General features: G+C 57.4%; 15 protein-coding genes and 1 tRNA gene. 10 read left to right on the top strand and 6 right to left on the bottom strand.

Annotated features, from left to right (window positions below; translation table 11 throughout):
- The 9 genes from RMO15_RS12160 to RMO15_RS33250 all read left to right on the top strand — a co-directional run.
- The coding region (locus RMO15_RS12160; protein WP_309712652.1) for a hypothetical protein at nucleotides 1–1191 on the top strand (1191 nt) is incomplete at its 5' end.
- Nucleotides 1188–2033, top strand: a complete 846-nt coding sequence (locus RMO15_RS12155; protein ID WP_309712649.1) for a replication-relaxation family protein — start codon at nucleotides 1188–1190, stop codon at nucleotides 2031–2033. The genes RMO15_RS12160 and RMO15_RS12155, both read left to right, overlap by 4 nt.
- 109 nt (nucleotides 2034–2142) lie before the next feature.
- A complete protein-coding gene (locus tag RMO15_RS12150) occupies nucleotides 2143–2613 on the top strand; it encodes a hypothetical protein (RefSeq protein WP_309712646.1) in 471 nt (156 codons plus the stop codon).
- Between the two features lie 4 nt (nucleotides 2614–2617).
- Nucleotides 2618–2965 (top strand): hypothetical protein, encoded by a 348-nt coding sequence (locus RMO15_RS12145; RefSeq protein WP_309693258.1) that lies wholly within the window; start codon nucleotides 2618–2620, stop codon nucleotides 2963–2965.
- A 69-nt stretch (nucleotides 2966–3034) separates the two neighbouring features.
- A complete protein-coding gene (locus RMO15_RS12140) occupies nucleotides 3035–3349 on the top strand; it encodes a hypothetical protein (RefSeq protein WP_309712643.1) in 315 nt (104 codons plus the stop codon).
- Entirely contained in the window at nucleotides 3349–3693 is a 345-nt protein-coding gene (locus RMO15_RS12135) for a hypothetical protein (protein WP_309712639.1), read from the top strand. The genes RMO15_RS12140 and RMO15_RS12135 overlap by 1 nt, the downstream gene beginning before the upstream one ends.
- A 35-nt stretch (nucleotides 3694–3728) precedes the next feature.
- Nucleotides 3729–4361, top strand: a complete 633-nt coding sequence (locus RMO15_RS12130) for a hypothetical protein (protein ID WP_309712637.1) — start codon at nucleotides 3729–3731, stop codon at nucleotides 4359–4361.
- 28 nt (nucleotides 4362–4389) lie between these two features.
- Nucleotides 4390–4578, top strand: coding sequence for a hypothetical protein (locus tag RMO15_RS12125; RefSeq protein ID WP_309712633.1), 189 nt, complete (start codon nucleotides 4390–4392; stop codon nucleotides 4576–4578).
- A gap of 2 nt (nucleotides 4579–4580) precedes the next feature.
- Nucleotides 4581–6260, top strand: coding sequence for a recombinase family protein (locus RMO15_RS33250; protein ID WP_369016104.1), 1680 nt, complete (start codon nucleotides 4581–4583; stop codon nucleotides 6258–6260).
- Here the strand turns inward: RMO15_RS33250 and RMO15_RS12120 are convergent.
- The 6 genes from RMO15_RS12120 to RMO15_RS12095 all read right to left on the bottom strand — a co-directional run bounded on the left by RMO15_RS12120 (nucleotide 6217) and on the right by RMO15_RS12095 (nucleotide 11185).
- A tRNA-Met gene (locus RMO15_RS12120) sits at nucleotides 6217–6292 on the bottom strand. The two genes, RMO15_RS33250 and RMO15_RS12120, sit on opposite strands and share 44 nt — an antisense overlap.
- Nucleotides 6293–6356: 64 nt before the next feature.
- Nucleotides 6357–7403 (bottom strand): hypothetical protein, encoded by a 1047-nt coding sequence (locus RMO15_RS12115; protein WP_309712631.1) that lies wholly within the window; start codon nucleotides 7401–7403, stop codon nucleotides 6357–6359.
- On the bottom strand, nucleotides 7400–8335 hold the full coding sequence (locus RMO15_RS12110; protein WP_309712629.1) for a DPP IV N-terminal domain-containing protein: 936 nt from the start codon (nucleotides 8333–8335) through the stop codon (nucleotides 7400–7402). The genes RMO15_RS12115 and RMO15_RS12110 overlap by 4 nt, the downstream gene beginning before the upstream one ends.
- Before the next feature lie 46 nt (nucleotides 8336–8381).
- Nucleotides 8382–9176, bottom strand: coding sequence for a tetratricopeptide repeat protein (locus RMO15_RS12105; RefSeq protein WP_309712626.1), 795 nt, complete (start codon nucleotides 9174–9176; stop codon nucleotides 8382–8384).
- A 26-nt stretch (nucleotides 9177–9202) separates the two neighbouring features.
- The gene (locus RMO15_RS12100; protein WP_309712624.1) at nucleotides 9203–9976 is read right to left on the bottom strand and encodes a tetratricopeptide repeat protein; all 774 of its coding nucleotides are present in this window, start codon (nucleotides 9974–9976) and stop codon (nucleotides 9203–9205) included.
- A 15-nt stretch (nucleotides 9977–9991) separates the two neighbouring features.
- Entirely contained in the window at nucleotides 9992–11185 is a 1194-nt protein-coding gene (locus RMO15_RS12095; protein ID WP_309712621.1) for a hypothetical protein, read from the bottom strand.
- 285 nt (nucleotides 11186–11470) lie between these two features.
- Here RMO15_RS12095 and mfd point away from each other — a divergent pair, with 285 nt between their 5' ends.
- On the top strand, nucleotides 11471–15037 hold the full coding sequence (mfd, locus tag RMO15_RS12090; RefSeq protein WP_309712620.1) for a transcription-repair coupling factor: 3567 nt from the start codon (nucleotides 11471–11473) through the stop codon (nucleotides 15035–15037).
- Nucleotides 15038–15160 lie beyond the last annotated feature (123 nt).

Below are 15160 nucleotides of genomic sequence, written 5' to 3'. Positions count from 1 at the left end.
CCCGTCGAGGAGCTCCTCAGACGTCTCATTATTTTTGATCTTCGAAAGAAGAGTGCCTATGGTGCCCCAAATGAGCCTGTTGTTGGGTTCAACGTTTACCAAGCTCTCAGTGATGATCCTTATGTTACAGTCGCTATCTTTATCGAAATTCTTCGCCAAATTTGGGGCGATGCTGCCTTAGGTATACGACTCAGAGACCAGCTTCGACACGCGTCACTCGCCCTGACTATGAGCCCCTCAGGGCCCTATTCCCTCATTGAACTTGAGGCATTTTTCCTAGATGCACAATTTCGGGCACGAGTCCTCAAGGGGATTACAGATCCCGTAGTAGTTCAGTACTGGAAACGGTTTGAGAATGGTAAAGACCGTGAGGGCGAGGCAGATGCGGTTCTCAATAAGATAAGCACGTTAATTTCGAGCCATCGTCGCCTACGAGCGACTCTTGGAAAGACGAAGAAACCATTTTCATTTGATAAATTTCTTAGGACCACTAAGGCTCCGATTATCCTAGTCTGCGCCGACGCCGGATCAGCAGGTAAGCAGGTCGCAGGGATTATCTGTTCCTTATTTTTAACGGCGATAAGCCGCGCTGCTATGCCATCTGACGTGGAGGCAGGAACGGCGCTCCCAAGTCCTCTGCTGATCGCATGTGACGAATTCGTGAATTACTCCGCAGCCTGCCACGAACAACTAGATGAGCTGATCCGCGAGGGCCGTAAGTTCAAGATAGTAAATGTCTTACTAACACAATCACCCGGCCTACTCGACTCTCAAACGCGCAATCTTGTTGTCAATGTCATTAAAAACCAAGCCTATCACTCGGCTGGCGTGGAGGACTCGAATACCGTTGCTGGGATGCTGGCACAAGAAGACATTCCCAAGATTGTTCTACGTACTCAGCTCCAGCAGGCCAAGCCTGGCGAAGCACTTTTCCTTCAAGAGGGACATCCCCTTCAACGTATCTATGTTTCGATGCCCCCAGAGGCATCTGTCTCCGATGAGGTTGTACGCAAGGTTCGAGCTGCGTCCTTGGCTCACTGGGGTGAAGTCGTCGAACTGGAGACCGCTGAGGAAGGCTTGGAAACAACTCACGAACCGGATGCGACCTCGTCACCAGAGACAGCAGGCATTGAGGTGCGTGATGTTGCCACAGGTGCACCAAAGCGATCAAGCAGGAAGAAGAAGTCATGATCCTCATGTCACGCGATCAGGACTGGCTCATTGGCCTGCACCACCACGGGGTAATGATTCGGGATCACGCCTGGAAGCTGTTTTTCGGTGAGTGTGGTTTGGGGCGATTCAATCGCCGCATCCTCAAACTCAAAGAGCAAAAGCTCGTGGTGGCTTTTCAACTACCGCTCGGCACGTTTGCCGTTGGGGTGGAAGGTATCTTGCCTAATCCTGGACAGCTATCATACCGACTCGGTGAGGCTGGTATCCCCATCGTTGCTCAGGCGCTGGATCTCGACATCACGACGGTGCGGCGACGCGTACGGACAGCCCCAACCTATGTTGGGCACTGCGTCAGTGTTGCTGCCCTACACGTCGCCATCAAACAGTTTGAAGATACTCAGCAGTACCGCCTCCAGAGCTTCCTCTGTGAATCTGAGACCCGGTGCCGCTTCGAGTGGCGGGAGAATCCTCACAGCTCCTGGAAACAGGGTGAGGTGCGTCCCGATGCTCTGGCCTGGATCGAGAAGGCAGGAGAGTCCCTCCCATTACTTCTTGAAGCAGACATGGCAACCCAAAACAAAGCAGCCTTCATTACAAAGCTTGCTGGCTATAGTCTAGCGACCCGTACAGGCGCACTCCAGCGCCGCTGTGGTGGCTCCCCGCTTCGACTTGGCATCGTTACAACCACGCCTGCACGACTGGCTAAACTTGCTGCTCTCGTTCAGGCGAGCGATCTCTCCGGGCTTCATTTGGTAGCCCTTACTACCTTTCAGGATTTCACTTCTCAGGGGCCTCTTAGCCCCATTTGGCACATCCCCGCTCTCGGGGACGAAAGGAACGAAAAATATGTGGTGCTTTAAGTGTTGGCGGCTAAGTCCGCCTGGCTCTGTGTTTTGCTCACAGTGCGAGGGTAAGCGTAGTTTCAACGGAATAATTTGCGGGGGCGGGCACCGCTGCCAGGTCGGAACCGTGACCTGCCCCACCTGTGGCAGTGACGAGTTCTCAGAACACACCACAGGGATTCCAGTAGGCTGGCTGGCCAAGCCCGTGACCGCCCTTCTGCTCGTCTACGTTTGGAAGATCGGGCTCACACATCATTCGGATATCCTCCCAGTTCTCTGGATAGGTGTCACGAAGGCCTTTGGGTTTCTGACGAACTCTGATGCCTACGCCTTGGAGAACCTTCTACGTACCGCTGTTGCATGGGGCTTCGTGTTTTGGATGATCGGCCTTGGGATGAACACTCTTCCCAGCCAAGGATGGGCACTTGGTCGCTTCCTCAGGAGCCTGCCTGTGCGTGTCTATCAGCTCACCCTGCGCTGGATTCCACGCCTACTGGCTCTCCTCTGGCGAGGCGTAATAAGGCTCTCAGGTCTAGCTACGAGCAAGTCTCAGACACTACCTGCTAAGGCGAAAGACAAGACGGGAAAGGGGGAGTAGTCAGATGGGACTTCCAACAGACCTAAGCACCATGATTGCAGTAGATATTGGCTCTGCACCGACTGAAGGGGCGCTCTTCCCTGTCGGCAAAGTCTTAGTAAGCTCTCGTGCACTCAGTGAAATCAGGAGTGCAGGTGAAGATATTCGATCACTTGTTACCCGCCACTGCAATGGCAGCTACGGAGATTCGAGTATGTCCGAGGTATTTGAAAACCAGGCAAATCTCAGTTCTGGCGAAGAACTCGGATCCATTTTTTACTTGGCTGAGAAATACGATCCTGATACAGCCCTTTGTGTGTGGACTAATCCAGATCGAACAGAAAGCTACATGTTGATGTGCGAAGAATTCTAAGGGCCGCTCACAAAAAAACGCCTGGCAGGACAAGTAATCCCTGTCAGGCACAACAGAAAGGACAAGAACATGACTAAACTTGAAATCGGACTCGCCAGTGCTGCTAACGGAGGCCTCTTCGATCTCGGCGCTCTCGTAGGAACGCCGGGGGCTGTGGCAGCAATGCAGCGGGTGAATGTCACTGCCCGCGAGCTTCTGAAGAGGCATCACACAGGTGACTGGGGTGATATCCATCCTGAAGACGTTGGACTCAACGAGGAAGCACTTGAGACGGGTGCACGCATCTTCTCGGTCTACAAATTTCCCCACGCTAATGAGACGATTTGGATCATCACGGAAGCAGATCGCTCTGTTACAACCATCCTCTTGCCGGAGGACTACTGATGTCTCACCACGACTTTACGATCCCTTCCTGGCTCAAGTCGGAGCGGCGCTTTGAGCCAGGCACTATCTCGATCTCGATAGGCGCTCAGGAGGCTCTCCGGGTGACACACACCTCTGCCGAGGCACTAATTGCGCGGCATTGCTCGGGCGACTTTGGTGAACTGCCGGAATCTGACCGGAAGGTATGCGAGGCAAATATCCTCACGGGCGGCTACGTCACCAGCGTCTACTCCATCCCACGCTTCCCCCTTGGCTTGGGGCGGGAACATCTCTGGATTTATTCCCACCTGAGGGAGCGATGGAGCTATATCTGCCTCCCGAGTGAGGTCGGCAATTTACTCTAGGCTAGCAAAGCCAGAAAACAAAAAGAAAGAAACCAATGAAAAAATTTGACCTTCAATGTAGCTCGTGCGGTGCGACGACTCGCGCTCAGCAGAACGGGCGATCCTGCTGTGTGGGGTGTGGGAAGCCGCTGAATGCGGATGCCTGTAAGTGTGGGGCATGGACTCCGCACTACGGTGATCTGCCTCGTGGCCGTCACTGCAACTCCTGTGGTAGTGACGCTCAGTTTATCAAGGGCACAACAGCAATACCCATCGGAATATACCAGACGGTAGCCCTGACGCTCATCATTGGGTGTCTGGGAACTGTCTACCTGAATCGGTTCTGGCCTGGGAGTCCCCCAACTCTCATCCTCCACTCTCTTGATCAGGCACAATCAGATGCTCTCAAGTGGATAATCAGCCACCCGGCAAAAGCAAACTGGGGCATGGCGCTTCTGCTGTTCTGGTCGTTGCAAGGATGCCCCTGGCTTTGGGCTGGGCTGTATGCCTTCCTCTTTGGATCACGGGGCCGCCGCCTTGTGCACGATGACCGTCAGCACTTCCAGCTCCTCTACAACGCTCTCCACAACTTTCCGAGAGTAGTCCGCTGGAGTATACACAGCCGCCGAAGAATCCGAGCGGTTTTACGAAAAGTGCGACTCGCCCTTAGAGAAAACTGCACGCCCTAAGCTAACCACGAGAAAACCAAGATTTTCCATGCCTGCCAAACGCCTCCCGATCCACGCTCAGTTTAAGCCAGCCGCCGGGTGCCATGAAACGCACTTGCGCTCCCTGGCGCGGGCATCCGCACTTCTGTTGCGCGGTCGGGAGCGACGGCTACTAGAGGTAGAGAAAATCCGTTTGCCGGAGTCGCAGGAACCCGAACGTCCCGAAGAGAACAAGTAGAAATGAAAGACCGAAAAAACAACTCTTCCACAATCAAAGCAGCCATTTACCTGCGCTGCTCCTCAGACGATCAGCGAGAGGGTGACTTCTCCACGATTGACGTTCAGCGAGAGCTAAACCTCGCACACCTGGCCGACAAGAGCTGGAGCCTCGCTGGGGCTTACAGCGACGAGGGACGCACCGGAACCAACCTCAAGCGAGCGGGTTGGAAGCAGCTCCTGGCCGATGCACAGGAAAAAAAGTTCGAAGTGGTTGTCATCACCTACATGAGCCGACTGGGACGCGGCGACTCTTTTGTTATTGCCCAGTGGGAGCTTCAAAAGTACGGCGTCAAAGTCGAGATGGTCAAGGAGAAGTTCACCGACGATCTGGCGGGCTATGTCAACCGATCCATGACCAATGTGATGGACGGCATGTATGCCCAGATGGTGCGGCAGTGGACGCGTACCAAGCAAGAGAGCATGGTCAAGCAAGGCTACTACATCGGAGGCCTCCCACCCTATGGCTATGTCAGCGAGCCGGTGCCAGGCATGACCGACACACCACTTGCCGGTGGAAAGATCAAGCCCGCCCCACGCAGACTCGTGCCCCACCCTGAGCTAGGCGATCAGGTTCGACGCGCCTTTGAGTTGGTCGCTGAGACAGGGGTAATATCAGAAGCGCAGCGCTACCTCACTCAGGTAGCCCCAGAGCGTCCTTGGGCCATGAGCAAGGTCAAGAACATGCTCACCAACCGACGCTACCTTGGCGAGCTTCGCCTTGGGGAGATCGTCAATGAGAGTGCTTTTGAGGCCATCATCAGTCCTTCACTCTGGGACTTGGTGCAGCGCAGATTAGCCGAGCGCACCACTTATTTGGAGAACATCGGGCGGATGAAGGACGAGCCTACACAGCACAAGATGCCAAACCGCACCGACCCTATCTCCTACTTTCTACGTGGGCGGGTCATCTGTGGTCACTGCGGCTCGCTGATGACTCCAGCAGGTCACCACGGGCACACAACCAAGGTAGGCTACTACGAGTGCCTCAAGCCGCGTAGGACGGGCACCAAGTGCCCTATCTCCCGCGTGAACGCTACCTCGATCCATACCGTTGTCACGGATGAGATTGTTCGACTAGCGGAGCACCCCACCCGCTTTGATCGCCTCTGGCGGGATTTGATCCGCGTCATGCCACAGACCAGCGACCTTAGCGAGGAGGTTGCCAAGGCGCGGCGTAATCGTCGCGAGACAGAAAAGAAGATCACACGATTGGTAGAGTCACTGAAGGCGGGGATTCCAGCGGATCTCCTAGCCAACGAGTTTGCGAGTCTGCGGGAGCTTGCCGCTTCCCAGGAGGAGCAGATAAAGACTCTGGAGGCCCGCCTCGCGATGGGTCAGCCCAAGCGTCCGAATGCAGAAGTGCTTCAGGAGCTTTGGGGAGAATTTCGCGAAAACTTCGAGTTTTTGACCGAGCAGGAAAAATCCGAGCTGCTTGGTCTTTTGATTGGACCGGTAACTTTGACCGGACGGAGTGTGGAAGGAATTTCGGCGGAGATCGAGCTCGTCTTGTCGGATGAGCTGGCGGAGGGAATTTTGGACAGTCAGTTTGCCCTGAAGTTACAAACCCCCACCGTCAATGTGGAACAGTGGGGGTGCATGGGTGCGGGGGAAGGACTTGAACCTCCGACCTTTGGGTTATGAGCCCAACGAGCTACCAACTGCTCCACCCCGCGTCGTTATGCAAGAGGGAGTATATCCCTCTTACGGGAGACTGTCAAGGATGGTTTAGAGATATTATTACCACCAGACGGGACGACGATCACTGAGGGTTCCGGGGGTGAGTTGCTGGAGGCCTTGGGAAGCAAAGTCGAGGAGAGCGAGGGCGTAGCCGCCTGATGCGATCCGGACACTGAGCGCAAGTTTGCTACCATCAGGGCGGAAGGTTGGGTTTCGGTAGATGCCTGGCTCCGAAGTCAGGCGCTGGGGGGCCTCTTTGGCGTCTAGGTCTATTTTCCAGAGTTGCTGCTTGCCTGGGGCTTCTTCAAAGCTGGCGACAATGAAGCGTCCATCCGGGGAGAAGGTGGGGTCGCTGGGGACTCCGGGGGGGCAACCTTCTAGCGCTACGGCTTCGCCACCACGGGTCGGAGTACGCCAGAGGGCGGGCTGACCACCACGCTCGGAGACGAAGACAATCCATTTCCCCCCCGGTGACCATGCGGGCTGGGTATCGCGGCCAGGGTGGTTGGTTAGGCGGCGTGGTGCTCCCCCACTGGCACTGATGGTGTAGAGTTCGTCATTGCCGTCGCGGTTGGAGACAAAAACAAGCGCACTGTCATCCGGGGACCAGCAAGGCATATCTGCACCTCCCCATTTAGGATTGGTCAGTCGGTGGCCACGGCTGAGATTATCACTGATCGTAAACAGGGCAAGTTGGCCATCACTGGGAGCAACGTAGGCAAGACGGCCACGACGAGGTGCACGGGCAGGACTGGTCGCCCCTATTTCGATATTGCGCCGTAGCACCTCGGCATTTTGGGCATTCTCGCTCATGGTGCAAAGACCAACTCCCTCGCGGAGGAAGGTCAGGCTCGGCAGGCGGGTGGAGTTATTGCCACGCCCTGGCCACGAGGGGAAAGGGCCTGGCCATGACGGGAAGGGATCTGAGAGAATGATAATGTCACGTCCTCGATTATCATCGTCACGGCTACGAGAATCAGACTTTTGCTTGGTCTCTTCACGGGAGCGGCCTGACTCTTGTTTTTTGACTTCGCGCTCGCGGGACTGGGTAAAGCCAGGGGTAGCCAGAAGCGAGAGAGCAAGAGCGCTCAGCAGCAAAACTTTCATCGGCTTGCCTTTCGGTCACGTGCAGTCCCAGAAACCACAGCGCGGGAGTGAGGCCCCGTATCGTCTTCCGGGATATCGGTGATGCGTACCACACTGGTTCCGTTGCTTGCGTTCATGGAGTAGATCTCAAAGTTACCGGTACGGTTGGAGTCAAAATAAAGTGAGGTACCGTCACTGCCATAGCTGGGTGCGTCGTCGTCGTTTGTGGTGCTGGTGGTTAAGCGTTTGACTTCCGTACCATCATTGGCGTTCATCGTGTAGATATTAAATTTACCATTGCGATCCGTGGCAAAGGCGATCTGCGAGCCACTGGGCGACCAAGACGGTGAATCATCAGAGGCAGCGTTATTGGTAAGGCGTCTCTGGTTGTTGCCATCCGCATCCATCGAGTACACCTCAACATTTCCATCGCGGTTGCTGGAGAAGGCGAGTTTGGTGCCATCGGGCGACCAGACGGGGCTCTCATCGCGCGAGCTGTTGTTCGTCAGGCGGCGGACATTGGTGCCGTCAGTGTTCATCAGGTAGATCTCATCATTGCCATCTCGATCCGAGACAAAGGCGAGCTGAGAGCCATCGGGCGAAAAGGCGGGGTCAGCATCCAGCTTGTTGTTGCTGGTAAGTTGCGTCACACTCTTACCTCGGGTGTCCATGGTGAAGAGATCGTAGTCCCCGCCGTCACGATCCGATGTGAAGACAATCAGGCTCCGGTCTTGTTTGAGCTTAGGCTGAAAGTCACGGGCCGTGTTATTGGTCAGGCGAGTGGGGTTGATCCCCCGGTTGTCCATGAGATAGATCTCGGAGTTGCCATCGCGGCGGGACGTGAAGACAACCCGCTGTGGGAAGCGCAGGTCAAAACCATTCGTCCCACTACAGCCCACTAGTGACAAGGCAGCGCTTAAAGCTAGCCCAAAAGATGCGATCTTACGTTTCATATTTTTCTTAAAGACGACCACACGCGCCGTTTTGTGACAGTCAAAATTACCGAAAGCCTCCGGCAAGCCCAATCAGCAGACCAATCAAGAAAGTAATCACCAGAAAAAAAGTCCCGACCATTCCCAGAATACGCCCTGTATTGGCATTGGCACGCTGCTGGGGGTCCGCCTGGGAATCGTGCTTGAGTAGTTCCATCGCACGGTTACCGTGGTACCAGGCAAACGGGGAGAGAACCGGGAAAAGTGCGATCCCTAGGATGCCCAGAACCATGATATTGGTCCCATTGACCCGTGGGGCTTGTCCATAGGCTCGCTGTACGGGCTCTTGGGTGCGCTGTGCCTGACCATAGCCATAGACAGGTGGAGGCGCACCATAGGCTCCAGAGCCCAGTGTCGGGGGCGGCGCATAGCTCTGAACGGTCGCGGAGTAGCTCGGCGGCGGCGGTGGTGGTGGGATTCGTGGTGGTGGCTCCGGCGCGGACGGAGGAGCGGTGGGAAGTGACTCCAGCTCACGAAGACGTAGCCCAGCCTGCTCGTAGTGAGGATCTAGCCGCAGGGCATGAGAAAAGTGCTGGCGTGCCCCCACTCTATCTCCTGCGGCCTGAAGCGCGAGAGCTAGGTTGTAGTGGTTCTTGGGCTGGCTCCCATCCAGCTCGACCGTGCGCTGAAAAGCGGCAACCGCGCCCGCTGTGTCCTCCAGAGCCGAGAGGGCTCCGCCCAGCAGTCGCCAGGCTCCCACATCGCTGGCATCTTGCGCCACCGCGTCGGCGAGGGAGCCCGCAGCTTCTGCAAAGCGCCCCTCCTTCAGCCTTAAAATCCCCTGCTCGCGCGAGGTAGACATCCCTACGCTCTCCTTCGCTCCTAAAATTATTCGGTTGTCATCGCAATTCGGTAGGCTTGTGAGATCCCCACAAAAATTGCAAGAATGTTAAGTAGTAACCCAAGAATGTTGCCACTCATGTAAGCATCCACGATAAAAAAGACACAGAGCGGGACAAAAAAGATCCCGGATACCCACCCGGAGATCCGGGCAGCGGTCACTCCCCCACGCCCACATGCCTTTGCCGTCAGTAATCCCACCAGCCAGCCGGCTCCCAGAGCGACGAGTGGGCCTCCAAAACCAGTAAAAACGCGCAGGGCGAACCAGAGACCACAAGCGACGACAGTGACGGCAACGGCCACCAGAGTTCCGAGCACCATGCGAGCTGTGGGCACAGGTGCCCCTAGGCAGTCCAAGTAGGCAAGCTGAGCTTGTGCCTGACGGGTATCGTACTGTGGTGCCGCCGTGAGGGCGACAAGCTGACCGAGAAGCTCTTTGGTGGGTTCGTGTTCGGGGTCTTGCTCCAGTGCTCGCTCTAAATACAGACGGGCTTCGTCGTTGCGCCCCAGCCCTTCTTTGAGCGCAACCGCCAGGTTATAGCGGTTGCGCACCGAAGAGTCGAGGGACTCAGCCTTGCGAAACGCGGCGACCGCCGAGGGCCACTCCCGCGTCTGGCTACGGGCAGCTCCTAGAAACTGCCACGCTTCTGCATCATCGGGGTTTGTCTCCACGAGTTTCTGAAAGGCCGTCGCGGCCTCGGTGAACTGTCGGGCGCGTAGAAACGCCTTGCCTTCGTCGTACTCCGGGTTGGTTGAGTCCATAAGTTGTGTGGTATTTTACCGTCCTATCGGCTGGGATGCCCCTCCCGGCTGGACGACGGTCATATTCCCCTGCGAGTCAACTTTCATCGTGCTCCCATCCGGCATCTTCATCTCCGACGAGCCATCATTGTTTGTCTTCATCTGGATAGAGGTTCCGTCCGGGGCTCGCATCCGCTGGGTCTTAGGCTCTTCTTTCATGCTCCCCAGTGCCCCCAGTCCGATAAGAGAGAGCATCAGCGCGGAGAGGGTTACGAAGAGAACCACCGTCAGGAGGAAGATAGCCAGTGCCCACCAGGCCCAGGTGCGCTGACATTTCTTGAAGTCGTCTACATCATCCCAGGAGCGACTCTCCCACCCGACTCGGTTCCCACAAATCCCCAGAAATATCCGCACACCAAACTGAATCAGATTGAAAACTCCACCCACCCAGCCCACATTCAGGGTGGAGAGTCCCCCACCGATAAAAATCCCCCCAATAATCCAGCCCCAGCCGATCTCGCGCATGCCGTGATTGATGAGCCAGATGGGGCCGAACATGAAGGCTCCCCAGTTCCAGCCGCGCACAGCGCTGTCCACATCGCCTTGCATGTTGCGGTAGGCATCGAAGCCCGTGGCACGAAGCCCCTCGTACATGTCTAGAGGCTTCTCACGAGAGCCGGTCGGGGGAGTGTTGGGTGCGTTGCCGCCGCCAACGGGCTGAAGACCGCTCGGGGCGGGAGGCTCAGGAGCACCACCCCCAATCGGGGCTAGTCCGCCACCGACTGGATGGAGGCCCCCACCCCCGACGGGCGTCAGGCTCATCGTAGGCGGCGGAGGGGCAGCGGGGGTCATCTTGCCCATCGGGGCAGGTGCGGTCTTGGCCGCCAGATCTCGGAGCCGGAGCCGTGCTTGCTCATAAGCGGGATCGAGGGCGAGGGCTTTTTCAAGATGCTGCCGGGCCTCGTTTTCACGCGCATTTACCTGCAATGCCACGGCCAGATTATAGTGGTTCTTGGCCGAGGTGGGCACCAGCGCCACCGCTTTCTGGAATGCCGATACCGAGCCCGCCAGATCGTGGCTCTGCCCCAGCGCTGCACCTAATAGGCGCCACCCACCCTCGTCCTGCGGGTTTTGCTCCGTGGCCTGACGAAGTAGCGTCGCCGCCTCACTCGCCTTTCCCTCTCTTAAAAGCTGCGCTCCTTGATCGCGCAGTGCCTGCTCTTCTGCCATAACAACACTATCTCCTTAAGGGTTATCAAAAGTATACGACCCAAATACCAAAATTTGGTTACAAGCCAAGGGATTTTTCAGAAATAAGTTTTTGCGTGCGCAAATCTCGTGATGGGATTATCCGGTTAGCCAGGATGGAGATCATCCGGCTATGGGGCCTTTGGCCGCCTCCTCGTTCCTCGTCGGTAAAATTTCGCCGAAGGCGCGGCGGAACGCCCCAAAGCCAGGACGTTTACCGTCCAATGCACATCACAAGATTTGCGTGCGCGGTATAATCTCTTGCTCATGAATTTCTCCGCTCTGCTCTCGCTGGCGGATGGCTGGAAGACCCTGGAACAGGCGGAAAACGCGCTGGGCCAGGGTCTCTGTGCTGTCCAGCTTGAAGGAATGCCCGTGGCTGCACGGGGCTGGCTTCTAGCCCGACTTCAAGGCGATCTAAAAAAACCGCTCGTGATCGTCACCTACACCGACGAAACTGCGCAGCGCCTCACCGACGATATCCGGCTGTTCTTGCCGGAAGCGCGGACGGTCGAGCACCTGCCGTCGTCGCTCAACTTACTACTAGACGACGCGGACTCGGAGCGCGATGTGCGCGGCTCAGGCAAGCGGGTTCGGCTTCTGGGGGATCTGGCCCAAGACATCTACCCCGATGTTCTGGTCACCACAACGGCGGCTCTGCTCCAGCTTGCACCACCGCCCAGTGTGCTAAAAAGTCGGCGATTGAACCTTGCCGTGGGCCAGACTCTCTCTTTGGATCAGACAGCGGCGCGACTCAATGCCTTTGGCTACCGGCGTGTGGATCTGGTACAGCTTCCCGGAACATTTGCACGGCGCGGCGACTTGCTGGATGTCTGGCCCGCTGATGTGGACGGTCCGGTTCGCATTGATCTCTTTGGCGACGAGATAGAGAGCCTGCGCCCCTTTGACCCGGAGAGCCAGCGTAGTGAAGGAACTCTGGAGAGTGTGGTGATCGTCGCCGCACACGAGATGGCCTTCACCCGTGAGCGCATGGCAGCGGCTCAGGAAGTGCTCAAGAAGCAGCTCAGCGGCGCACTAAAGACTCTTACTCCCGAGCGCACCGAGAAGCTCCGTGATAGTGCCGAGGGTGATATTGTCAAGCTGGGACTCGCCAACTACTTTGGCGGTGTCGAGCGCTACCTGCCCCTGCTCCACCCCGATGCGACTCCGACCGCAAGCTTTCTTTCCGAAGACGCGATTCTAGTTCTCGACGAGCCCGCCCAGCTTGAGCCCTATGCCGAGCGCGAGCTAGAGGCCATTACCAAGAGCCTGACCGCACGCGCCGAGCGCGGGGAAGTGCTCGGCGTGAGTGCGCCCCTCTGGGCGGAGTTTGAGACAACCTTTCGCCCCCTCACCAAGACCCGCCCGACCCTGCTGCTGACCCTACTGGCCCGTGCCCTGCCGTTTCTTGCGCCCTCGCAGCACCTCACGGTTCAGGGAGCCCCTGCCGAGAGCTTTGGAGGCCGTCCAACCGCCATCAAAGATGCCATTGAGACCTGGACCAGCAATGGCGTCCGCGTAGTTATCGTCTCCGCACAGGCACCTCGCATCCGTGGCTTTGGCGTTCTAGAGACCGAAAAAACCAAGCTCGTGGATGGCCTCCTGACAGCGGGCTTTCGCATCCCCGAGGCCAAGCTGGTCGTGCTCTCCGATGCCGAGTTGTTTGGGGAGCGCCATAAGCTTAAGAAACAGACCAAGCGCCGTGAGTTCCGCGAGGGAATGCGAATCACGAGCCTACTGGATGTAAAGGCGGGCGACTACGTCGTGCACATTCACCACGGGGTCGGGATGTACGCCGGGCTGACCAAGATGAACACGGCTCCGTTTCCGGGGGCCCCTCCCGTGGAGAAAGAGTTTCTGGTCATCGCCTACGACGGCAGTGACAAGCTCTACGTGCCGGTAGACCAGGTCGACCGTGTCCAGAAGTACATCGGTAGCGAGGGCGGCGCGCCGTCTGTCAATAAACTGGGCGGCACTGAGTGGCTCAAGGCGACTGCCAAGGCCAAGCGGCACGTAAAAGAAATTGCGGGGGAGCTCATCGCACTCTACGCCGCCCGCCAAGCCGTGTCAGGCTATGCCTACGCACCGGACTCGCCGTGGATTCAGGACATGGAGCAGGCCTTCCCCTACACCGAGACACCCGACCAGCTCGCCGCTATCGAGGATGTCAAGCGCGATCTGGAGTCCCCCCGCCCGATGGATCGGCTTATCTGCGGGGATGTGGGCTTTGGCAAGACCGAAGTGGCGATGCGCGCGGCGTTCAAAGTCGCCAGCGAAGGACGGCAAGTCGCCGTGCTCTGCCCCACGACCGTGCTGGCCTCGCAGCACTTCCAGACCTTTAGCGAGCGCCTCGCCTCGTTTCCGGTGCGGGTAGACCAGCTCTCGCGCTTCCGTAGCCCCCGTGAGCAGGCGAAAACTCTGGAAGACTTGCGTGTGGGAGGCGTGGATATCGTGGTGGGAACACACCGGATTCTCTCTAAAGATATCGAGTTCAAAGACCTAGGGCTTGTCATCGTGGACGAAGAGCAGCGCTTCGGGGTCACCCATAAAGAGCGGCTCAAGCAGCTCCGAAAGAGTGTGGACGTGCTGGCGATGAGCGCTACTCCTATTCCGCGAACCCTGCACATGTCGCTCTCGGGCATTCGGGACATGTCACTGATCAACGATCCGCCAGAGGGTCGCAGTGCCGTCAAGACCTTTGTCAAGGAGTTCGACGATCTAATTATCCGCGAGGCACTCCTGCGCGAGCTTGACCGGGGGGGGCAGGCATATTTTCTGCACAACCGTGTCGAGAGTATCTACCATGTTGCCAACCATATCGAGCAGCTTGTGCCCAATGCCCGCTGCAAAATCGCACACGGCCAGATGAGCGACGATGAGCTAGAAGACACGATGTTCGAGTTCTACCACAAGAAGTTCGATGTGCTGGTGTGCACTACGATTGTGGAGTCGGGTCTGGACATCCCAAACGTCAACACGATCTTCATTGACAACGCCGACAAGCTCGGTTTAAGCCAGCTCTACCAGCTCCGAGGCCGCGTGGGGCGCTCAAAAGTGCAGGCATTCGCCTATCTTCTCTACCGGCGTGGCAAGGCCCTCACCACAATTGCGGAGCAGCGCCTAGATGCCGTCCGCGAGTTCACGGATTTAGGAAGCGGCTACAAGATCGCCTTGAGAGACTTGGAGCTACGCGGCGCGGGGAACCTCCTCGGAGCGGAGCAGAGCGGCACGGTGAGCTCGGTCGGCTTCGATCTCTACTTACAGCTTTTGGAGCAAGCCATCCACGAGCTGAAGGGCGAGGAGCTGGATAAAGAGGACATTCCCCTGCCCACCGTGGACCTGCCCGTCGCGGCGACCATCCCACAGACCTATATCCCCGCCGAGCCACAGCGCATTCTGATGTACAAAAAGCTCGCCGCCGTCCGAGACCGCGCCGATGTTTCTCGCCTACAAGACGAGTTCGAGGATCGCTTTGGTGACCCACCCCCGCCGGTCTGGAACGCTCTGGGTCTACTGCGCCTGCGCCTGCGCTGCGTCGAGGTGGGAATCGAGAACATCCAGACCGAGGCACGCCAGGTCATTATCACCCTCAAATCCGGCGTGTTCCTGCCCAAGCACGCGCTTCGTGCTCTCACTGCCGCCTACAAACCCCAGGGCGGCTACGAGTTCCAGGCAGGCAAGGTCGTGATGAATATCCAGAGCAGCAAAGTGCTCACCCAGACCGAAGAGCTAGTCGAGCTTCTAGACAAAGCCATCAAAGAGCCCCCACCGCCCCCCGATCCCCGAGAAGAAGAACGCCGCCGCGACATCCGCGCCACCCTACGGGGGAGATAAATTTATCTGTGCTGCTACAAACCTGTTTTCGCGTCGCGTTGTTGACTGGGCTACAGGCGCGATCCTGGATCGCCCTCTGGTTCTGTGCGCTCTCCAAAGAGCTCAGCAGCAGCGTCATGCTTA

The organism is Armatimonas sp., assembly GCF_031410135.1.
Taxonomy (GTDB): domain Bacteria; phylum Armatimonadota; class Armatimonadia; order Armatimonadales; family Armatimonadaceae; genus Armatimonas.
The sequence above is the reverse complement of the archived record's forward strand: the minus strand, read 5'-3'. Positions and strand labels throughout refer to the sequence as shown.